This window comes from Sinomonas sp. R1AF57 (assembly GCF_002224485.1).
GTDB classification, from domain to species: Bacteria; Actinomycetota; Actinomycetes; order Actinomycetales; family Micrococcaceae; genus Sinomonas; species Sinomonas flava.
The window spans coordinates 173,379-194,311 of the sequence record NZ_CP022463.1; the positions used below are offsets into that span (position 1 = coordinate 173,379).

The following is a 20,933-nucleotide window of genomic DNA, read 5'->3' on the forward strand; positions in this document are numbered from 1 at the left end:
AAGAGGCACCATGACTGAGTCGATCGCGGCCAACCCGGACCGCCTGCTCCCCGCCGACCCGGGCACCCGCGCGATCGCGCGGGAGCTGCTGGCCGACGTCGAGAACCTTCCGATCATCTCCCCGCACGGGCACGTCCCCGCTGAGATGCTCGCGGAGGACACGCCGTTCCCCGACCCGACGGCACTCCTCGTGAGCCCGGACCACTACGTCACCCGCCTCATCCACGCCAACGGCACCCCGCTGGACCAGCTGCGCGTCGGCGGGACCGCCGAGGTCGACTCACGGACCGCGTGGCGGAAGTTCGCCGAAGCGTGGCCCCTCTTCGACGGCACAGCCTCCGGCTACTGGCTCCGCAGCGAGTTCGAGCACGTCTTCGGCCTGCCCGCCGAGACGGTGGACTCCTTCGGGGCGGACACCGCGGACGCCGTCTACGACGCGATCGCGGCCAAGCTCGCAGAACCGTCGTTCCGCCCGCGCCAGCTGTTCAAGGACTTCGGCATCGAGGTCCTCGCCACGACCGACGACCCGCTCGACTCGCTCGAGGCCCACACGCTCCTGGCCAAGGACGAGACGTTCCCCGGGCGCGTCCTGCCGACCTTCCGGCCCGATCCGTACCTCAACATCGCCCACCCTGAGTGGGCCGAGCGCGTGGACCGGATCACCGCGGAGGCGGGCGACGGCGTCGAGGGCTATGCAGGCTACCTGCGCGCCCTCGAGAACCGCCGGCGGTACTTCGTGGAGCGCGGGGCTGTCTCCGCGGACCACGGCGTCCGCACGCCGCTCACCCTCAAGCTCGAGCGCCGCGAGGCCGAGGCGCTGTTCGCCAAGGCCCGCCGCGGCGAGGCCACCGCTGCCGACCGCGACGCGTTCGAGGGCCACATGATGTACGAGATGGCCCGCATGAGCGTCGACGACGGACTCGTCATGACGGTCCATCCCGGCTCCTTCCGCAACCATCACACCGCGACCTTCGAGAGGTTCGGGGCGGACACCGGCCACGACATCCCGTTCGCGATCGGCTACACCGAGGGCATCCGGCCGCTCCTGCAGGATTTCGGGACGGCCAAGGACTTCCACCTCGTCCTGTTCACGCTGGACGAGACCGTGTTCAGCCGGGAGCTAGCCCCGCTCGCCGGGTTCTACCCGTCCGTGTACGTCGGCGCGCCGTGGTGGTTCCTCGACGCTCCCGACTCGATCCAGCGGTTCCGCTCCGCCGTGACCGAGACGACCGGCTTCACCCGCACGTCCGGCTTCATCGACGACACCCGCGCCTTCTGCTCGATCCCCGCCCGACACAACATGAGCCGCCGCGTGGATGCGAGCTTCCTCGCCCGCCTGGTGGCCGAGCACCGCATCACCGAGTCGCGGGCCCACGAGATTATCCGCGACCTCGTCGACGGATCGCCGCGCCGCGTCTTCAAGCTGTAGAGGAGTACGACCATGTCCGAGAAGACCGCCGCCGCGCCGCAGGGTGCGGCCCAGACCGGGGAGCCGCTTCCGCTGCTCGGCCGCAAGGGCGTGCCTGCGCCCCCGGTGCGGATCGTGCACCTGGGGCTGGGTGCGTTCCACCGCTCGCACCAGGCCTGGTTCACCGCCCACGCCTCGGACGCCGCGGAGTGGGGCATCGCCTCGTTCACGGGCCGCCGCCCCGACGCGGCCGTGACGCTCGCCGCCCAGGACGGGCTCTACACGCTCGTCGAGCGCGGGGGCGACGGCGACCGGTTCGAGGTGGTCGGCTCGATCGCCGAGGCGGTCGACGGCGCCGACGTCGCCCGGCTCAACGAACTCCTCTCCTCGCCCAGCACCGCGATCGTTACCCTGACCGTCACCGAGGCCGTCTACGAGAAGGACGACGCCGACTCGCCCCTCGGGCGGCTCGTGCGAGGCCTCGCGGCGCGCCGGGACGCGGGAGCCGGGCCGATCGCCGTCGTGAGCTGCGACAACGTGGCCGGCAACGGTGAGGTCGCCGAGGCGGCCGTGTGCCGGATCGCGGAGGGGATCGACGTCGGCCTGGCGGGCTGGGTCCGCGAGCATGTGAGCTTCGTGGGGACGTCCGTGGACAGGATCACGCCGCGGACGACTCCGGAGGACGTCGCCGAGGTGGCCGCCCAATGCGGCTACCGGGACGAGTCCCCGGTGGTCGCCGAGCCGTTCGCGAACTGGATCCTCTCGGGCGAGTTCCCCGCCGGCCGCCCCCGCTGGGAGGATGCCGGTGCCCAGTTCGTCGACGACATCGAGGCGTTCGAGAACCGGAAGCTGTGGCTCCTGAACGGCGCGCACTCGCTCCTGGCCTACGCAGGCCAGCTCCGCGGCCACGCGACCGTGGCCGAGGCGCTCGCGGATTCAGAGTGCCGCGAGGCGATGGAGGCGTTCTGGGACGAGGCCGAGCGGCACCTGACGCTCCCGGAGCTGGGCGTCCCGGCGTACCGGCAGGCGCTCCTGGACCGCTTCGCCAATCCGCGGATCGCGCATCACCTCGCCCAGATCGCTGCCGACGGGACGACCAAGCTGCGCATGCGCGCGGTCCCGGTCCTGGCCGCGGAGCAGGCGGACGGGCGCAGCGGAGTGGCGGCGGCGCGCATGATTGCTGCGTGGATGGACTTCGTCGCCGCCTCGGCGGGCAGCGGAGGCGACTTCCAGGATCCGCAGAGGGAGCAGATCCTCGCTGCCGTCGGCCTCGAAGGACGGGACCGGACGGCGGCGCTCCTTGGGCTGGTCGCCCCGGAGCTCGTCGACGATTCGCCCGTCGTGGACCGCATCGACGCCCTGCGGGGCTCGTTGACCCGCTCCTGACAGGGCGGCATCAAGTTGGCAATTTGCTGCAACCGATTGCCATACCTGTTGCAGCCGTTCTAGGCTGGAAAAAGCAGCTGACGCTGACGCAGCCCTGTAGCCCCCGCAGTGAAAGGAAGCGACGATGAAGATCGTCTCCGCCGAAGTCTTCGTGACGAGCCCGACGCGCAACTTCGTGACCCTGAAGATCACCACCGACGAGGGCATCACGGGCATCGGCGATGCGACGCTCAACGGGCGCGAGCTCGCCGTGGCCGCGTACCTCAAGGAGCATGTCGCCCAGCTGCTCGTAGGCCGGGACCCGCATCGCATCGAGGACACGTGGCAGTTCCTCTACCGCTCCTCGTACTGGCGCCGCGGCCCGGTGACGATGGCCGCGATCGCGGCCGTGGACATGGCCCTGTGGGACATCAAGGGCAAGGTCGCCGGCCTGCCCGTCTACCAGCTCCTCGGCGGAGCGTCGCGCAATGGGCTGCGGGCGTACGGCCACGCCTCGGGCACCGACATCCCCTCGCTCTTCGACTCCATCCGCGAGCACCTCGAGCTCGGCTACAAGTCGATCCGCGTCCAGACCGCCATTCCGGGCATCAAGGCCGTCTACGGCGTCGCCGCCCAGGCGCAGTCCTCGGGTGAGCGCTACGACTACGAGCCGGCCGGCCGCGGCGCCTACCCGCAGGAGGAGGACTGGGACACGCGCGCCTACCTGCGCCACCTTCCCACTGTCTTCGAGGCCGTCCGCAACGAGTTCGGCCCCGAGATCCCCCTCCTGCACGACGGCCACCACCGCATGACTCCCATCCAGGCGGCCAAGCTCGGCAAGGCACTCGAGCCCTACGACCTGTTCTGGCTCGAGGACTGCACCCCTGCGGAGAACCAGGAGGCCCTCCGCCTGGTCCGCCAGCACACGACGACGCCGCTCGCCACCGGCGAGATCTTCAACACCGTGTGGGACTTCCAGACGCTCATCAAGGAGCAGCTGATCGACTACGTCCGTGCAGCCTCCACCCACTTCGGCGGCATCTCGCCGCTGAAGAAGGTCATGGACTTCGCGGCGCAGTACCAGATCAAGTCCGGCTTCCACGGGCCTACCGACATCTCCCCGGTCGGCTTCGCCGCGCAGCTGCACGTGGGCCTCGCGATCCACAACTACGGCATCCAGGAGTACATGCAGCACTCCGAGAAGACCAACACCGTCTTCGAGCAGTCCATGACGTTCACCGACGGCTACCTGCACCCGGGCGACAAGCCGGGACTCGGCGTCGAGTTCAACGAGGAGGCGGCGAACTCGTTCCCGTACCAGCAGGCCTACCTGCCGTACAACCGCCTCATCGACGGCACCGTCCACGATTGGTGACCCGCGACGTGTCCGGCACTGCTGAGCCCGTGTTCCGGGTGATCGCCATGGGTGTCTCCGGCTCGGGCAAGAGCACCGTCGGCGAGCTCCTCGCGAAGGAGCTCGGCGGTGAGTTCTTCGACGGCGACGACCTCCACCCGGCGGCCAACGTCGCCAAGATGGCCGCGGGGATCCCGCTGGACGACGCCGACCGCGCACCGTGGCTTCGCGCCGTCGCCGAGCGCCTGGCCGCCGGGGAGGGGACCACGGTGGTCGGCTGCAGCGCGCTCAAGCGCTCCTACCGGGACATCATCCGGGCGAGGGTCCCCGAGGTCGCCTTCGTGCACCTGCACGGCAGCCGCGAACTGCTCGCCGAGCGCATGGCACGGCGGAGCGAGCACTTCATGCCCGTCTCGCTCCTGGAGTCGCAGCTCGCGACCCTCGAAGACCTGGGCCCGGACGAGCGGGGAGCCGTCTACGACATCGCCGAGCAGCCCGCCGAGATCGCCCACGAGGCGGCAGAGTGGCTCCGCGCCTCCGTCTAGGGGTCACCTTCTGGAGGTCACCTCCTGAGAGTCACATCACGTGACCCACAGAAGGTGACCTCCAGACGTCTGTGGGCGTGACGGTGCCTACGGCACGTTGGCGCATGGCATCATTGGCAAATTTTGGCAAACGATTGCCGCACGCTTGCCGCCGATCCTACGCTGGATGTGACCCCGATCCCGACGCCCAAGGACGTGCAGCGATGCTCAAGCCCCAGAACGGCCCCACCGGCGAAGTCGTGACCCTCGACGGCCTGTTCGCATTCAGGGTGGACTCCGAGAATGTCGGCCTCCGCGACGGCTGGCAGTCCAGCCCGCTGGAGACGGCGCTCGAGATGGCGGTTCCGGCCAGCTACAACGACGTCTTCGCCGACAAGTCCGTGCGCAACCACGTCGGCTGGGTCTGGTACGAGCGCGAGGTGCGCGTCCCGCGCGGCTGGGCCGGCGACCGCATCTGGCTGCGCTTCGAATCGGCTACCCACGGGGCCAAGGCGTTCGTGGACGGCTCGCTCGTCGCCGAGCACCAGGGCGGCTACACCCCCTTCGAAGCCGAGATCACGGAGCATGTCACGGCCGGGGCGACGTTCCGGCTCACCGTCGCCGTGGACAATGAGCTCACCCAGGCCACGATCCCCCCGGGCAAGGTCGTGGTCACCGAGGCCGGCCAGCGCGCCCAGACCTACATGCACGACTTCTACAACTACGCGGGCCTGGCCCGGAGCATCCACCTCTACAGCACGCCGCAGGTGCGCGTGGAGGACGTCACGATCGTGACCGGCTTCGAGGGAACGCCCGGATCCGGCGCGACGGGCACCGTGGACTACCGCATCGAGCTCGACGGCGCCGCTGCCGCCGACTCCGCCGTCCGCGTCCGGGTGCTCGACGCCTCTGGCGCCGAGGTGGCCACCGCGGACGGTGCGTCGGGCACTGTGGCGATCCCCGACGTCGTGCTCTGGCAGCCCGGGAAGGGGTACCTGTACAGCCTCGTTGCCGAGGCCGTGGATGCCTCGGGCGAGCTCGTGGACTCCTACACCCAGCCCTTCGGCGTCCGCACGGTCGAGGTTCGCGGGACGGAGTTCCTCATCAACGGCGAGCCGTTCTACTTCACGGGCTTCGGGATGCACGAGGACCACGCCGTGATCGGCAAGGGCTACAGCGCCGCGCACATGGTCAACGACTTCTCGCTGCTGGAGTGGATCGGGGCGAACTCCTTCCGCACCTCGCACTACCCGTACTCCGAAGAGATCATGGACTTCGCTGACCGCCACGGCATCGTCGTCATCGACGAGACGCCCGCCGTCGGCCTCAACGCGGACTTCGCCGGGTTCTTCGGCACCGGCGCGAAGAAGACCTACGATCCGGACTTCGTCAGCGACGAGACCGCGGCCTCCCACCGCCAGGTCATCGAGGAGCTCATCGCCCGGGACAAGAACCACCCCTCCGTGGTCATCTGGTCCATCGCCAACGAGCCCCAGTCCTCGGAGGAGGGCGCCCGCGAGTACTTCGCGCCGCTCGCCCAGCTCGCCCGTGACCTCGACCCGACGCGCGCGGTCGGCTTCGTCAACGTCATGTTCGACAACGCCGAGAAGGACATCATCACGGACCTGTTCGACGTGATCATGCTCAACAGGTACTACGGCTGGTACGTCAACACGGGCGACCTCGCCTCGGCGGAGAAGGCCCTCGAGGCCGAGCTGCGCGCGTGGGAGTCGAAGTACGGCAAGCCCATGATCATGACCGAGTACGGCGCGGACACCCTCGCCGGGTTCCACTCGCTCTACGATGCACCGTGGAGCGAGGAGTACCAGGCGGACTTCCTCGACATGTACCACCGAGTGTTCGACCGCGTCGGGGCCATGGTGGGCGAGCACGTCTGGAACTTCGCCGACTTCGCCACCTCCAACGGCACCATGCGCGTGGATGGCAACAAGAAGGGCGCCTTCACGCGCGACCGCCGCCCCAAGACGGCCGCCTTCACCCTCCGCAAGCGCTGGAGCGAGATCCCCAACAGGAAGCCGCAGGCCAAGTAGGGCCTGGAGAGCACGACAAGGACCATGACAATGACGTCTTCGACCACGGCACCGGCCAAGGGCCCGGGCAAGCTGCCCCTCACGTCGATCATCGGCTACGGGGCCGGCGACGCCGCGAACAACCTCGCCTTCACCACGACGGTGATGTTCCTGCTCGTCTACTACACGGACGTCGCCGGGATCTCGGCTGCCGCGGCGGGCACCCTCTTCCTCGTGGTGCGCGTGTTCGACGCCTTCGCAGACCTCTTCGCGGGCCGGCTGGTGGACCGCACCTACACGAAGCGGTGGGGCAAGTTCCGCCCGTTCATCCTGTTCGGCTCGCTGCCGCTCATGGTGCTGACGTTCCTGAACTTCCACATCCCCCAGATCGGGGAGGGCGGCAAGCTCGCCTACGCGTACATCCTGTACGCGGCCATGGGACTGGCCTACTCCCTCGTGAACATCCCCTTCGGCTCGATGGCCGCCTCGATGACGCAGCTGCCCAAGGAGCGCGCCAAGCTCGCCTCGGCCCGCACGATCGGCGCGCTGATGGTCTCCTCGGCCCTGGGCATCTTCGTGGCCCCGCTGCTCAAGGCCGGCACCGACCTCCAGGCCGTCTTCACGGCCCTCACCATCGTGTTCATGGTCGTGGGCGTCGCGCTGTACCTGTTCACGTTCTTCACCGCGCGGGAGCGCGTGGTCCGCGAGGTCCCGAAGGTCTCGTTCAAGCAGAGCATGGCCACCCTCAAGGGCAACAAGCCGCTGCTCATGCTGTGCCTGTCGTCGCTGCTGTTCCTCTCGGGGCAGCTCTCCCTCACCACGGTGCAGCTGTACTACTTCCGCGACGCGCTGCGGCACCTCGAGCTCGTCCCGGTGCTCGCGATCGTGCAGCTCATTGAGACGTTCGTGCTCTCCGCGGTCATCCCGCTGCTCGTGCAGCGCGTGGGCAAGCGACCCCTGTACATTGCGCTGACCGGCGTCACGCTGGTGGGGGGTCTCATCATCATGTTCACGCCCGTCTCCGTCGTGTGGCTCGGCTTCGTCGGCTTCGCCGTCGCCATGGCGGGCATCGCCGGCGTCAACATCGTGGTGTGGGCCCTCGAGGCGGACACCGTCGAGTACGGCGAGTGGAAGACCGGGGTCCGCTCCGAGGGCATCATCTACTCGCTGTTCTCCTTCACCCGCAAGACCGGCCAGGCCGTGGGCGGCGCGCTCGCCGCCTACGTCATCGGGATCGCGGGCTACGACGGCAAGGCCGCCGAGCAGACCGCCCAGGCTGTGACGGGCATCCAGATCGCCGCGGGCCTCATCCCGGGCGCGCTCGCCGTCGCTGCCGGAGCGATCATGTTCTTCTACCAGCTCACGGACGACCGCTTCGCGAAGATCGTCGCCGAGATCCGCGAGCGGCACGTGCAGGCCGGCGCGGGCATCGGTGCCGATGCGGACACGGTCGCCCGGCACTCCCAGACCGACCACTAGACGCGGCGACCCTGCCCCAGCGCAAGGGCGGGCGACGACGGAACCCACCTTCCGCCGTCGCCCGCCCTTCGTTTCGGGAATGTTACGGCGGGTACCGCGTGTTAACTGGACATTTACCGTCCGGATGTTTTGGATGTGTGCACTGGAGAAAACACCGGACTCAGGAAGAGAGTCAGATGCAGTCCATCCAGGCGGAGCACCCGAGGCCGCGCCACTTCCTCCTGCACGTGAGCGACACGCACTTGATCGGCGGGGGACTCCTCCACGGCACCCTCGACCCCGAAGACCGCCTCGAGGCCCTGTTCGGCCAGATGCGCGACGCCGCGGGCTCACCTGAGGCGATCGTCGTCACCGGAGACCTCGCGGACCGGGGCGAACCGGAGGCGTACGCCCGGCTGAAGCGCATTGCGGAGCCGGTGGCCGAGTCGCTCGGGGCGAGGCTCATCTGGGCGATGGGCAACCACGACGACCGCGGCGCGCTCCGTGAACACCTCCTCGGCCAGAGGCCCTCCACCGAGCCGCTCGACCGCGCCTACTGGCTGAATGGCCTCCGGGTCATCACCCTCGACACCACGGTGCCCGGGAAGCACCACGGCGAGCTCGGTCCAGAGCAGCTCGAGTGGCTCGCTGCGGAGCTCGAGTTCCCGGCTCCCGACGGCACGATCCTCGCCATGCACCACCCTCCTGTGCCCTGCGTCCAGGAGCTCGCCGTGCTGGTCGAGCTGCGCGGACAGGCCGCCATCGCGGACGTCCTGAGGGGCTCCGACGTGCGTGCGATCCTCGCCGGGCACCTGCACTACTCGACGTCCGGCACCTTCGCCGGCATCCCTGTCTCGGTCGCCTCGGCCACCTGCTACACCCAGGACCTCGCCGGCGCCGTGGACGCGGAGACCGGCATCCGGCCGACCCGCGGGCGCGACGGCGCGCAGGCGTACAACCTCGTGCACGTGTACCCGGACTCCGTGGTGCACTCGGTGGTGCCGGCGGCAGGCGGCGACACGGTGGGCCGCGAGGTGGACGCAGACGACGTCGCCCGCATCCTCGAGGCCGCAGGCGTGGAGTTCCCCGCGGACGACGGCGCCCGGACTCACCCCACGACGGGCATGCTCCCGATCCTCTAGCCCCGCCCCCAATCCTCTAGCCCTGCTCCCGCCCCGGCACCCGCCGGGTTTCGGGTACACATGTTCACGCCCACGTCCATCTCGGGTACAGATGAGCCACCCGTGGGGCTGCTCCCGGTACGCCCCGGACGGAAGCTCAAGGTGACGGGAGGTCGCACCCTCGGCGACCGGGCGCCGTCGGCCGCTCTTTCGCGTACCCGAGACGGTGCAGGGGCGAAGTACCTGTACCCGAAACGGAGGGAGCGGGGTGGGGGCTAAGGCGGCTAAGGCTGCCGCTCCCAGGGCGCGGGGATGGGGAAGTACTTCTCGAGGAAGTCGGTGACCGCTTCCTGCCGCTCCTGCGCCGACACCTCGGGGAACGAGCCGTCGTTGAGGCAGAAGAAGTCCTGGTTGCGCTTCTTCAGCAGCTTCGGCAGGAGGTCGAGCCCCGAGCGCACCGTGGTGTCGACGTACAGGACCTTCGCGCCGGTTTGGGTCACGGCGCGACCGGTGAGCAGCGCGTAGTAGTGGTAGAACGAGTTCGTCACCGAGATGCTGTCCCACGTCCGGAAGCGCGCGGCCGCAGTCTTCGCGAACTCCGCGGGGAACTCCTGCTCCATCTCGTGCAGGACGCTCTTCCGCAGCGGCGCCGCCGTGTGCTCGAGGTGGCGCGTGGTGATCCGACCGAACCGCTCGTAGAGGAGGCGCCGGTTCACGCGGGCCGCGTTCTCGTGGCCCGACCGGTCGAGGTGGTTGTCGCCGAGCCCGATCCGGGTGGACGCCTCGATGAACTTCGTGATCCCGCCGGGCGAGAAGAACATGTCCGGCCCGAGGGGGCGGCCGAAGAACATGTCGTCGTTCGAATAGAGGAAGTACTCGGACAGGCCCTCGATGTGCTGCAGCTGCGACTCGATGGCCTGGGAGTTGAACACCGGCAGGACCGAGGGGTCGCGGTAGTGGTCCTCGGCGCGCACCACTGTGATCTTCTCGTGCGCGTCGTCGAGCCACTGGGGCACCTTCGAATCCGTGCAGATGAAGATGCGCCTGATCCACGGCGCGAACATGTGCAGGCTGCGGAGCGCGTACTTGAGCTCGTCGATCTGGCGGAAGCGCGCGTCGGCGTCGTCGCCCTCGCCGAGCACGACGCCGGGCAGGAACGAGGCGCGGTACTTGCGGAACTCGGGGTCCGAGCCGTCCACCCACGAGAAGACGATGTCGATCTCGAAGTCGATGTCCGTCGCGTGGTCGGCGAACATGTTCTCGATCGTGGGCCACGTGACGCCGAACCGCTCCACCGTGCCGCGCACAGCCTCCCCGGCCGGGAGGGTGCGCCGCGTGAGGGAGTTCTCGATCGGCAGCCGCAGGAGGTCGCCGTCCCACTTCCAGAGCTCGATCTGCACACCGGTCTCGTGGCCGTACCGCAGCCCGCCGTTGGGCTCGACGCGCGGCCGGTACAGGCGGAACATGCGCGCGTGTCCCGATTCGGCGAGCTTGCCGTCGGCGACGAGCAGGGCGCGGTCCTTCCGGGCGTCCACGGTCAGGGAGTAGAAGGGCTCGTCCTGGCAGGCCTCCACGAGGGCGCGGCGGAGGGTCTTGCGGTGCGTCCAGTCGACCGCGATGACGGGCCGCGCGTCGTTGCCGCGCACGAGGAGGTACGGGATCTCGGCCCGCTCGAGCACGTCCCGGACGAACAGGAGGTCCTCGACCATCGCCTCGAGCGGCGTCTGGGTCCGGTTGACGAGGGCATAGCCGCGCTTCCTGTCCCGGATCACGTCGTCCCGGTCCAGGAGGCGTCGGCCCGCCGCAGCAGAGGTGACCTCGAGCGCGAGCGGCGCGGCCTCCTCGGCATCGGTCGTGGCGTTGTAGACCTCGGCTGGGGTCAGGGACGTGTTCACAGGCCTCCTAGGGTGCGGGGTTAAGGCACATGATAGGCGCACGACGCCGCGCACTCACCCCGGGCGCCCGCGCTTGGAGGGCGCGCCATTAGAATCGGAGCCATGACTGACGCCGCCACCCCGGACATCGCCGCTGCCCGCGCCCGCCTGCTCGAGCTGATCAAGGAGCTCGCCGTCGTGCGCGGGAAGGTGACCCTTTCGAGCGGCGCGGAGGCGGACTACTACGTGGACCTCCGCCGGATCACGCTCCACCACGAGGCGAGCCAGCTCGTGGGCCAGGTGATGCTGGACCTCATCGACAGGGCTGGCGTGCAGGCCGACGCCGCCGGCGGCCTCACGATGGGCGCGGACCCGGTGGGCACCGCCGTCATGCATGCTGCCCGCGAGGCCGGCCGCGCCGTCGACGCATTCGTGGTGCGCAAGGCACAGAAGTCATACGGGATGGGCCGGCAGGTCGAGGGTCCCGGCGTCGAGGGGCGCAAGGTGGTCGTGCTCGAGGACACCTCGACGACGGGCGGCTCCGCGCTCGCCGCAGTGGAAGGCGTGCGGAACGCGGGCGGCGAGGTGACCGCCGTCGCCGTCATCGTGGACCGCGCCACCGGCGCGAAGGAGCGCATCGAGGCGGAGGCGGGCGTGCCGTACCTGTACGCCTTCGGCAAGGACGAGCTCGGGCTCGACTGATCCGGCCGGAGGCGACCTGAGGCGCGCGCTGGGGAGAGGCGGGACGTGGACCCTGCCATCCTGAGGGCTGCCCAGCGGCTCAAGGCGTTCTCCCGGCGCGCCTTCCTGGGCGGCGTGACGGCATCGTCGCTGCTCGCCGCGGACATGTTCGTCACGCGCGAGGTGCAGAGGCAGCGCCGGCAGACGGTGGTCCTCGAGGTGGCGGACGACGCCGCGCGGCGGCGCTTCCCCGATGCCTCCTGGATCCTGTTCCCCGGCTACAAGACGAGCTGGGAGGAGGCCCGCATCATCCTCTCCTCGCTGCGCGGCTCGCTCGCGGACCGCGGCCAGCTCGCGACGGTCGGATACTCGAATCTGGGCCTCGACATCGACGAGATCCTCGACGCCCTGCGCGTCCACGTCCGCCAGAAGCGCCTGCGGACGCTCTACTTCTACGGCCACTCGTTCGGAGGGATGGTGGCGACGGAGGTCGCGGCACGGCTCCTGTCGCAGGACGGCGTGCAGGTCAAGGTGATCGTCCTGGACTCGTCGCCGGCGTCCAAGTTCGACGTCCTGGACCAGGCCTGGTTCGACTCGGTGGTGCACCTGTACGAGATCGGGGTGCGCATCCCATCCATTGTGCGGGGCGGCTACGAGTTCGGGGAACGGGTCATCAACAAGCACGAGCGCACGTGGGGCGAGATCGTGGACCAGACGCTCGAGCAGCTGTCCCCGCTCGCGCCGTCGAGCGTGCTGATCCAGTCCGAGTCGGAGTACATCTACCAGTGGGACGCGACCCGGTTCGGGGATGCGATGGGAACGGCTCGGATGGCGTTCATCGGCAACCCGTCCGACACGACCGTGTCCTACCCCTCCGCGCGCGCCCGCTGGGAGCGGTACTTCGGCCGCAACCTCGTCAGCAGCGACCTGCAGACCATCGGCGCGTTCCCGCCGCATGCGAGCCCGCAGTGGAGCGGGATCGTCTACAACCAGGTGCTCGGCCGCCTGCTGCCGCAGCTGCTCCCGCTGCCCAGGCCCACCGGCGGCGCCGGCGGCGGGGCCGCCTAGGAAGGCCGGCCCCGCCGCCGTCGTGCGTGGTGGGTCAGACGGTGGTGTAGCCGCCGTCGACGAGGTAGTAGCCGCCGGTGATGAAGGACGCATCCTCCGAGAGCAGGAACGCCACGAGGTGGGCGACCTCCTCCGGCTCGCCGAGGCGGCCGAGGGGATGCTTGCCCTTGAGGAGCTCCATGACCTCGGGGGAGAGGCTGTTCACGACGAGCGGCGTGTTGATGTAGCCGGGGCCGACGGCGTTGATGCGCAGGCCCTGTGGCCCGTACTCTGCGGCCGCGTTCTTCGTCACGCCGACCACGCCGTGCTTGGCCGCCGTGTACGCGCTGTTGCCGAGCGCCGCGACCGCGCCGTGGATCGAGGCCATGTTGACGATGGCGCTCTGCTTGGCGCCCGCCTTGAGCATCTCGGGGATCTGGTAGCGCATGCCGTACAGGACACCGTTGAGGTTGATGTCGATGACCTTGTCCCAGTCATCGAGGTCGATCTCCCCGGTCGGCGCGTTCTTCCCGCCGATGCCGGCGTTGTTGACCGCGTAGTTGAGCTTGCCGTACGTCTCGACCGCGAAGCGGACCGCCTTCTCGGAGTCCTCCTTGACCGCGGTGTCCTGCCGGAAGGCCGACGCCGTGCCCCCGGCCTCCGTGATCTCCTTCGCCACCCGCTCGGCGGCCTCGAGGTTGATGTCCGTGAGGACAACGCTCGCGCCCTTCGCAGCGAGCTCCTTGCCGATCGCCTCACCCAGACCCGAACCGCCGCCCGTGACGAGCGCGACCTTGCCAGTGAACTGTGCCATGGAGCTTTCCTTTCTCGGATGCCTGTACTCAGTTCAACCCCTTCGGGGGCCCTGGCGTTCCGGCCCGGGCGGTCTCATTGCTCACCCCCAGGGGTGATGCGGGAGACTGCGGGCAGTGATCAGGCCGCCATCTCAGAGCTGCTGGAGCAGGTCCGCGACCGAGTTGAGCACCTGGTTGGGCCGGAAGGGATACGTGGTGATGTCGGCCTGCTGGGTGATGCCGGAGAGCACCAGCACCGTGTGCAGTCCCGCCTCCATGCCGGCGATGATGTCGGTGTCCATGCGGTCGCCGATCATCGCAGTCGTCTCGGAGTGCGCGTCGATCTGGTTCATCGCCGAGCGGAACATCATGGGGTTCGGCTTGCCGATCGTGTAGGGCTCGCGGCCCGTCGCCTTGGTGATGAGCGCCGCGATGGCACCCGTGGCGGGCAGGACGCCGTCGCGCGAGGGGCCCGTCGCGTCCGGGTTGGTCGCGATGAAGCGCGCGCCGTCCAGGATCAGGCGGATCGCGGTTGTGATGGCGTTGAACGAGTAGGTGCGTGTCTCGCCGAGCACCACGTAGTCCGGATCCTGGTCGGTGAGGATCATGCCGGACTCGTGGAGCGCCGTCGTGAGCCCTGCCTCGCCGATCACGTAGGCGCGCGCCCCGGGCATCTGGTCCTTGAGGAACCCGGCGGTGGCGAGGGCTGAGGTCCAGATGTTCTCCTCCGGGATGGACAGGCCGGAGGACCTCAGCCGCGCCGCGAGGTCGCGAGGGGTGAAGATCGAGTTGTTCGTCAGCACGAGGAACCGCCGTGACGTGTCCACCCAGCGCTGGATCAGCTCAGGCGCGCCGGGGATGGGGTGGTTCTCGTGGACGAGCACTCCGTCCATGTCGGTGAGCCAGCACTCGATCTCCTGGCCGCTGCGGTACATGACCGGGCCGGCGGGGGAGGACTCGGGACTCGACTCGACGACCGGGGATTCGTTCATGGACGGCTCCTGGGGGTGAGGGACGGACAAGGGCCAGTCTTCCACCTCCGGCCCCGCTGCGGCATGGTGACGCTCACATCCGGCGGCGAAGCGCATTCGCGGAAACATAGGCGCCGCGCGGGCCGCAGCTGCGGATACACTTCCGGCATGGGCCTCATCCGCATCGCCGACGCCGCGCGCCTCACCGGCGTTTCGGACGACACCGTTCGCCGCTGGGTCGACTCGGGCACCCTCGCGGCGCACAAGGACCAGTCGGGGCGCGCGGCCGTCGACGGCGCCGAGCTCGCCGCGCACGCCCGGCGCACCTCGACGGCGCCCGCCGACCCGTCCGGCGTCGGCCGCTCGGCGCGCAACCAGTTCGTGGGGATCGTGACCGAGGTCCTCACCGACACCGTCATGGCGCAGGTCGAGATGCAGTGCGGGCCGCACCGGGTCGTGTCCCTCATGAGCGCGGAGGCCGTGCGCGAGCTCGGGCTCGAGCCGGGCTCGGTGGCCACCGCCGTGGTGAAGGCGACCACCGTGATCGTCGAGACTCCCTCCGGGCGCGCGCTGTGAGGCGCCTCATCGCCGCGGCCGCGGCGGCCGTCGGCCTGGTCGCGCTCACGGCGTGCGGGGGGACGACGGGTGGTTCCGGTGCGTCGTCGTCCTCGGTCAAGGGGTCCGTCACCGTCTTCGCGGCGGCGTCGCTCAAGCAGAGCTTCACCGACATCGGGAAGAAGTTCGAGACCGCGAACCCAGGCGTGGAGGTCACCTTCAACTTTGCCGGGTCCTCGGACCTCGCCGCCCAGATCTCCCAGGGCGCGAAGGCAGACGTCTTCGCCTCTGCCGACACCCGGAACATGGACAAGATCACCGGGGCCGGGCTCGCCGACGGCGATCCGCGCGCCTTCGCGACCAACACCCTCGTGATCGCCGTCCGCCCCGGCAACCCGGCCGGAATCACCGGGCTCGCGGACCTTGCCAAGCCGGGCGTGAAGCTTGTCGCATGCGCGCCGCAGGTGCCATGCGGCTCGGCCGCCCGGACGGCGGAGGCGGCCGCGGACAACGGCGCCGGCATCACTCTGAGGCCGGTCAGCGAGGAGTCCAACGTGACGGATGTCCTCGGCAAGGTCATTGCCGGCGAGGCCGACGCCGGGCTCGTCTACACCACGGACGTGCGGGGCTCCGGCGGGAAGGCTGAGGCCGTCACGTTCCCCGAGGCTGCCTCCGCCGTGAACACGTACCCGATCGTCCCGCTGGCCGAGTCGAAGAACGTGGAGGCGGCGCGCGCGTTCACCGCATACGTCCTCGGCCCGGACGGCCGGAAGGCGCTTGCTGATGCCGGCTTCGGCGCCCCCTGACGCAGGGGCGGGAACCAGGCCCCGGGGGAGGCCTCGCGAGTTCACGGGCCTCCCGGGCTGGATCTGGGTGCCGGCCGCGCTCGGGGCGCTGTTCGTCGTGGTGCCCCTGGTCGGCATCCTGGCGCGGGTCGACTGGGCGCACTTCGTCCCGCTCGTCACCTCGGAATCGTCCCTCGACGCGCTGCGGCTGAGCCTCGAGACCGCGGCGGCGAGCACCGCCGTCGTGCTCGTCCTGGGCATCCCGATGGCGCTGGCGCTCGCCCGGGGCAGCCTTCCGGGGCTGCGGTGGCTGCGTGCGCTCGTCCTGCTGCCGCTCGTGCTCCCGCCCGTGGTGGGCGGCCTCGCGCTCCTGTACACGTTCGGGCGGCTCGGGCTCGTGGGACGCTGGCTCGACGTCTTAGGCGTACAGCTCGCGTTCTCGACCGCAGCCGTCGTCATGGCTCAGGCGTTCGTGTCGCTGCCGTTCCTCGTGGTGTCCCTCGAAGGTGCGCTGCGGACCGCGGGCGGCCGGTACGAGGCGGTGGCTGCGACGCTGGGGGCGTCCCCGACGCACACGTTCCGGCGGGTCACCCTGCCGCTCGTGCTGCCGGGGCTCGCCTCCGGGCTCGTGCTCGCATTCGCGCGGTCGCTCGGCGAGTTCGGCGCCACGCTCACCTTCGCGGGGAGCCTGCAGGGCGTCACGCGGACTCTGCCGCTCGAGGTGTACCTGCAGCGCGAGTCGGACCCGGATGCCGCAGTCGCCCTCGCGCTGCTCCTCGTCGCCGTGGCCGCCGCCGTCGTGGGCCTCGCCTACGGCCGCCGGGCCGGGGGCGCCCGATGAGCCAGTCCCAGCAGTCCTTCCTGACGGTCGATGCCGGCCTCGCCTCCCGCGGAGTGCGGGTCGCCCTAGCGGTCGGCGAGGGGGAGACGGTGGCGGTCATGGGCCCGAACGGCGCCGGGATGTCGACGCTGTTCGGGCTCTGCGCAGGCCTGCTGCGCCCCGACAGGGGCAGCGTGTCGGTGCGAGGGCGCGTCCTGGCCGGTGCCGACGGGACATGGGTCCCGCCGCACCGGCGCGGGGTCGCCCTGCTGGCGCAGGAGCCGCTGCTGTTCCCGCACCTGAGCGTGCTCGAGAATGTCGCGTTCGCGCCGCGGGCGGCCGGGGCGCCCCGCCGCGCTGCGCGGGCGGCCGCCGAACGCTGGCTCTCCGAGGTCGACGCCGCCCAGCTCGCCTTCCGACGCCCCGCACAGCTCTCCGGCGGGCAGGCGCAGCGGGTCGCGATCGCCCGGGCCCTCGCCGCCGATCCTGACCTCCTCCTGCTCGACGAGCCCTTCGCCGCCCTGGACGTCTCCGCCGCGCCAGCCCTGAGGCGCCTCCTGCGCCGCGTCCTCGCGGGACGGACTGCGCTCGTCATCACGCACGAGCCTCTCGACGCGCACCTCCTCGCCGACCGCGTCGTGGTCCTCGAAGACGGCCGCGTCGCGGAGTCGGGACCCACCGCGGAGCTGCTCGAACGCCCGCGCAGCCCCTTCGCCGCGGGGCTTGCCGGCCTCAACTTCGTCTCCGGCCAGGCGGTGTCCCGCGGGACGGGGCCTGTGAGCCTCAGGGTGCAGGGACTCGGCGAGGTGGCGGGCACAGTCCCCGACGGGGCCTACGCCCCGGTTCCGGGCGAGGAGGCGATCGCGGTGTTCCGCCCGGCGGACGTCGCCCTCTTCCGCCCGGAGAGCGTCCCCCACGGTTCCCCGCGGAACGCGTGGAGCGCGGTTGTCCGCGAGCTCGAACCGCGTGGCGCACAGGTGCGGGTGCACTGCACCCCGGGGAGCGGCACGGGCTCCGCCGGCCCTGCCCTCGTGGCGGACCTGACCCCGGCGGCAGCTGCCGAGCTCGACTTGGCCCCGGGCGTCGCTGTGGTCCTGGTCGCGAAGGCCGTCGCGGTCACCGTCTACGGGGCGTGACGCGGCGAGTGCCGGGCATTTCGACACAACTCGCGGCCGTCTGGGCTCGAAAATCTCAAGAACCGGGCGTGAGTGATGCAGATATGCACGCCGATGCGGAGATGCACGCGGGCCGGCAGCTGGGCCACAAAATTGTCGACAATCTGGTGCGAAAATTGCGTCCCGGGCGTACTCTGATCGCGCAGCAGGCGGGAGGAGAGCGGCGATGGTGGAGGTTGAGGCGGCCCGAGGCCGCGGCCCTTCCGTCGCTGAGCTCGTGGAGTCGCTGCAGTCGGCGATCGTAGCGGGCGACCTCGTGCCGAACCAGCGCCTCATCGAGGCGGACATTGCCGCCGAGTACGGCGCGAGCCGGGGCACCGTCCGTGCTGCCCTCTCCGAGCTCACCGTGGAGGGGTTCGTCGAGCGGCTCCCGAACCGGGGTGCCCGCGTGCGGGCGGTCTCGGCAGAGGAAGCCGTCGAGATCACCGAGGTGCGCGGCGCCCTCGAGGCCCTGTGCGCGCGCAGAGCGGCGGAGCGCATCACCGACGGTCAGGCGGCCGACCTCCGAGCCCTCGCCGGGCGGATGCGCGAGGCTGTGGCGGAGGGCGATCGGGAACTGTACTCCGAATGCGCCCGGGCCCTCCACGCCGCCATCCTCGAGATCAGCGGCCAGAAGACCGCAGCCGCGACCATCCGCCGGCTCCGAGGCCAGGCGGCACAGTTCCAGTTCCGACTCGCCCTGCAGCCGGGCCGTCCCCGCGCCCTGCTCCCGCACCACCTGGAGATCATCGACGCGGTCTGCGCGCACGACGGCGCCGCGGCGGCTGAGGCGGTGCTCGTCCACCTTGGAAGCGTGGTCGAGGCGATCCGCGCGACTGAATCCCAGACCGTGCGCGGCTAGTCTGGACCGGTGACTGAACAGCGCGAGGAGGGCGCCGGCGTCGTGCGCGAGGCGGAGGGCCGAGAGCACGGCCACCCAGACCAGACGGTCGGCGTCGGCCCGTGGAAGGGGATGTGGCCGGAAGGCGACCACTGGGACCCGGAGCTGCTCGCGCACGGCGACCGCCGCAACGTGCTGGACAAGTACCGGTACTGGACGCACGAGGCGATCGTCGCCGAGCTGGACACGCGGCGCCACGAGTTCCACGTGGCGATCGAGAATTGGCAGCACGACCTCAACATCGGCACGGTAGTGCGCACCGCGAACGCGTTCCTCGCCAAGGAGGTCCACATCATCGGACGACGGCGCTGGAACCGTCGCGGGGCGATGGTCACCGACCGCTACCAGCACGTACGGCACCACGCCACGGTCGAGGATTTCGTCGAATGGGCGCGCGGGGAGGACCTGCCGATCCTCGGGGTGGACATCTTCCCCGATTCGGTCCCGCTGGAGACCTACGAGCTGCCGCGCCGCTGCGTGCTCGTGTTCGGCCAGGAGGGGCCCGGGCTCACGCCCGAGGTGCACGCGGCGGCGGACGCGACGCTCTCGATCGAGCAGTTCGGGTCGACGCGCTCGATCAACGCCGCCTCCGCCGCGGCGATCGCCATGCACGCGTGGGTGCGGAGGTGGGTGTTCGGGCAGCGGGTGGGCTGACCGGAGGCGCTGGAGCGTCACGTCGGCGAGCCTTCCCGGCGCCCGAGACGCGCGCTATCTTTCTGCTGCGAGAAGTGCCCGGTCAGAGCAGAAGGGAGCGCTCGTGATCAGGATTGCCGTCGTCGTGGGAAGCACCCGCCCGACCCGCCGCAGCCGTCAGGTCGCCGATTGGGTACTTGCGCGCGCGCAGGAGCGCGGCGGTGCGGAGTTCGGCATGCTGGACATCGCCGAGTTCGATCTGCCGCTGCTCGACGAGCCCCTGCCGCCGTCGATGGGACAGTACACGCACGAGCACACCAAGGCGTGGGCCAGGGCCGTGGCACCGTTCGACGGGTTCATCTTCGTCACCGGCGAGTACAACCACGCCGTCCCCGGTGCGCTGAAGAACGCCTTGGACTTCCTCTACGCGGAATGGAACAACAAGGCATGCGGCTTCGTCAGCTACGGCAGTTCGGGCGGTGTCCGGGCCGTGGAAAACCTGCGGCTCATTGCGGGCGAGCTCCAGATGGCCGATGTCAGGGCACAGGTTGCGCTGCCTTTCGCCACCGACTTCCGTGACTACACGGCGTTCACTCCCAGCCAGACCGCCGAGGGGCAGCTGGGACCCTTGTTCGACCAAGTCACGGCGTGGGCGAGGGCGCTCCAACCGACCCGTGAGTGAACCACCTGGCCGCGGACGGTGTGGCCGCGGACGGTGGCGTGCGGCGAGGGCGCGCTGGCAGACTTGCAGCCATGGCCGTCCATCCGAGCGTCATCGTCTTCGATGTCAACGAGACACTGTCCGACATGTCGCCGATGGGGCAGCGCTTCGCAGACGCCGGCGCTCCCGCCCAGCTCGCGAAGCAGTGGTTCGCGAGCCTGCTGCGTGACGGGTTCGCGCTCTCCACGACGGGCGACTCGGCCGGCTTCGCGGCCGTCGGCGCGGAGGTCCTCGCGCCGATGCTCGACGCCGCGGGCGTGGCCCAGCCCGAGGAGGCTGCCAGGCGGCTCGCCTCGTCGATGGGCGATCTGCCCCTTCACCCCGACGTGGTCGACGGCGTGCGCGCCCTTCGCGCTGCGGGCTACCGCCTCGTGACCCTCACCAACGGCTCCGCCACGGTCGCCGAGGCGCTCTTCGCCTCGGCCGGGATCCGCGACGAGTTCGAGCGCCTGCTGTCCGTCGAGCAGGCCCCCGCGTGGAAGCCCCACCCCGGGGCCTACGCATATGCCGCGGAGGCGTGCGATGCCAGCCCTGACGAGCTGCTCCTGGTCGCTGTCCACCCGTGGGACATCCACGGAGCGCGGCGCGCAGGCCTCCACGCAGCGTGGATCAACCGCGGGGGCGGGACATACCCGAGCTACTTCGCGGCGCCGGATCTCACGGTGGCATCCGTCGGAGAGCTTCGGGGCGCGCTCCGGTAGCCCTCGGCACTCACGGCTGTCGGTGCATCCGGATAG

Annotated in this window: 20 protein-coding genes; 17 read left to right on the plus strand and 3 right to left on the minus strand. The window is 70.3% G+C overall.

Annotation, left to right across the window (positions count from 1 at the left end):
- Window positions 1–10: 10 nt before the first annotated feature.
- From uxaC to CGQ25_RS00915, 7 genes are all read left to right on the plus strand, one after another.
- Window positions 11–1,429, plus strand: coding sequence for a glucuronate isomerase (uxaC, locus tag CGQ25_RS00885; protein ID WP_208711383.1), 1,419 nt, complete (start codon window positions 11–13; stop codon window positions 1,427–1,429).
- Window positions 1,430–1,441: 12 nt separating this feature from the next.
- Window positions 1,442–2,794: a mannitol dehydrogenase family protein gene (locus CGQ25_RS00890; protein ID WP_208711384.1), complete on the plus strand. Its 1,353-nt coding sequence runs from the start codon at window positions 1,442–1,444 to the stop codon at window positions 2,792–2,794.
- Between the two features lie 124 nt (window positions 2,795–2,918).
- On the plus strand, window positions 2,919–4,148 hold the full coding sequence (gene manD, locus CGQ25_RS00895; RefSeq protein ID WP_208711385.1) for a D-mannonate dehydratase ManD: 1,230 nt from the start codon (window positions 2,919–2,921) through the stop codon (window positions 4,146–4,148).
- The gene (locus CGQ25_RS00900) at window positions 4,145–4,672 is read left to right on the plus strand and encodes a gluconokinase (RefSeq protein WP_255405483.1); all 528 of its coding nucleotides are present in this window, start codon (window positions 4,145–4,147) and stop codon (window positions 4,670–4,672) included. Before manD ends, CGQ25_RS00900 begins: the two co-directional genes overlap by 4 nt.
- Window positions 4,673–4,875: 203 nt before the next feature.
- The gene (gene uidA / locus CGQ25_RS00905; RefSeq protein WP_208711386.1) at window positions 4,876–6,702 is read left to right on the plus strand and encodes a beta-glucuronidase; all 1,827 of its coding nucleotides are present in this window, start codon (window positions 4,876–4,878) and stop codon (window positions 6,700–6,702) included.
- Window positions 6,703–6,732: 30 nt separating this feature from the next.
- A complete protein-coding gene (uidB, locus tag CGQ25_RS00910) occupies window positions 6,733–8,160 on the plus strand; it encodes a glucuronide transporter (RefSeq protein WP_208711387.1) in 1,428 nt (475 codons plus the stop codon).
- A gap of 176 nt (window positions 8,161–8,336) precedes the next feature.
- Entirely contained in the window at window positions 8,337–9,281 is a 945-nt protein-coding gene (locus CGQ25_RS00915) for a phosphodiesterase (protein ID WP_208711388.1), read from the plus strand.
- A 263-nt stretch (window positions 9,282–9,544) separates the two neighbouring features.
- On the opposite strand, the gene CGQ25_RS00920 is transcribed toward CGQ25_RS00915, so the two are convergent.
- Window positions 9,545–11,155 (minus strand): stealth family protein, encoded by a 1,611-nt coding sequence (locus CGQ25_RS00920; protein ID WP_369802263.1) that lies wholly within the window; start codon window positions 11,153–11,155, stop codon window positions 9,545–9,547.
- A 102-nt stretch (window positions 11,156–11,257) separates the two neighbouring features.
- On the opposite strand from CGQ25_RS00920, the gene pyrE reads away from it, so the two are divergent.
- Together pyrE and CGQ25_RS00930 are read left to right on the plus strand one after the other, a co-directional pair.
- The gene (pyrE, locus tag CGQ25_RS00925) at window positions 11,258–11,836 is read left to right on the plus strand and encodes an orotate phosphoribosyltransferase (protein ID WP_208711389.1); all 579 of its coding nucleotides are present in this window, start codon (window positions 11,258–11,260) and stop codon (window positions 11,834–11,836) included.
- Between the two features lie 45 nt (window positions 11,837–11,881).
- Window positions 11,882–12,883 (plus strand): thioesterase domain-containing protein, encoded by a 1,002-nt coding sequence (locus CGQ25_RS00930; protein ID WP_255405484.1) that lies wholly within the window; start codon window positions 11,882–11,884, stop codon window positions 12,881–12,883.
- 34 nt (window positions 12,884–12,917) lie between these two features.
- On the opposite strand, the gene CGQ25_RS00935 is transcribed toward CGQ25_RS00930, so the two are convergent.
- Together CGQ25_RS00935 and CGQ25_RS00940 are read right to left on the minus strand one after the other, a co-directional pair.
- Window positions 12,918–13,676 (minus strand): SDR family NAD(P)-dependent oxidoreductase, encoded by a 759-nt coding sequence (locus CGQ25_RS00935; protein ID WP_208711390.1) that lies wholly within the window; start codon window positions 13,674–13,676, stop codon window positions 12,918–12,920.
- A 132-nt stretch (window positions 13,677–13,808) separates the two neighbouring features.
- Window positions 13,809–14,648 (minus strand): HAD-IIA family hydrolase, encoded by an 840-nt coding sequence (locus CGQ25_RS00940; protein WP_208711391.1) that lies wholly within the window; start codon window positions 14,646–14,648, stop codon window positions 13,809–13,811.
- 147 nt (window positions 14,649–14,795) lie between these two features.
- Between CGQ25_RS00940 and CGQ25_RS00945 the strand changes: the two genes are divergently transcribed.
- From CGQ25_RS00945 to CGQ25_RS00980, 8 genes are all read left to right on the plus strand, one after another.
- Window positions 14,796–15,203, plus strand: coding sequence for a molybdopterin-binding protein (locus CGQ25_RS00945; RefSeq protein ID WP_208711392.1), 408 nt, complete (start codon window positions 14,796–14,798; stop codon window positions 15,201–15,203).
- Complete coding sequence (gene modA / locus CGQ25_RS00950; RefSeq protein ID WP_208711393.1) at window positions 15,200–15,988, plus strand: molybdate ABC transporter substrate-binding protein; 789 nt, start codon at window positions 15,200–15,202, stop codon at window positions 15,986–15,988. Before CGQ25_RS00945 ends, modA begins: the two co-directional genes overlap by 4 nt.
- Window positions 15,966–16,808, plus strand: coding sequence for an ABC transporter permease (locus CGQ25_RS00955; RefSeq protein ID WP_208711394.1), 843 nt, complete (start codon window positions 15,966–15,968; stop codon window positions 16,806–16,808). The genes modA and CGQ25_RS00955 overlap by 23 nt, the downstream gene beginning before the upstream one ends.
- Window positions 16,805–17,923: a sulfate/molybdate ABC transporter ATP-binding protein gene (locus CGQ25_RS00960; protein ID WP_208711395.1), complete on the plus strand. Its 1,119-nt coding sequence runs from the start codon at window positions 16,805–16,807 to the stop codon at window positions 17,921–17,923. The genes CGQ25_RS00955 and CGQ25_RS00960 overlap by 4 nt, the downstream gene beginning before the upstream one ends.
- A 205-nt stretch (window positions 17,924–18,128) precedes the next feature.
- A complete protein-coding gene (locus tag CGQ25_RS00965; RefSeq protein ID WP_208711396.1) occupies window positions 18,129–18,803 on the plus strand; it encodes a GntR family transcriptional regulator in 675 nt (224 codons plus the stop codon).
- A gap of 111 nt (window positions 18,804–18,914) precedes the next feature.
- Window positions 18,915–19,496: a TrmH family RNA methyltransferase gene (locus tag CGQ25_RS00970; protein ID WP_255405704.1), complete on the plus strand. Its 582-nt coding sequence runs from the start codon at window positions 18,915–18,917 to the stop codon at window positions 19,494–19,496.
- A 103-nt stretch (window positions 19,497–19,599) separates the two neighbouring features.
- Window positions 19,600–20,157: an NADPH-dependent FMN reductase gene (locus CGQ25_RS00975; protein ID WP_208711397.1), complete on the plus strand. Its 558-nt coding sequence runs from the start codon at window positions 19,600–19,602 to the stop codon at window positions 20,155–20,157.
- A gap of 71 nt (window positions 20,158–20,228) precedes the next feature.
- Complete coding sequence (locus CGQ25_RS00980; protein ID WP_208711398.1) at window positions 20,229–20,897, plus strand: haloacid dehalogenase type II; 669 nt, start codon at window positions 20,229–20,231, stop codon at window positions 20,895–20,897.
- Window positions 20,898–20,933: the final 36 nt, after the last annotated feature.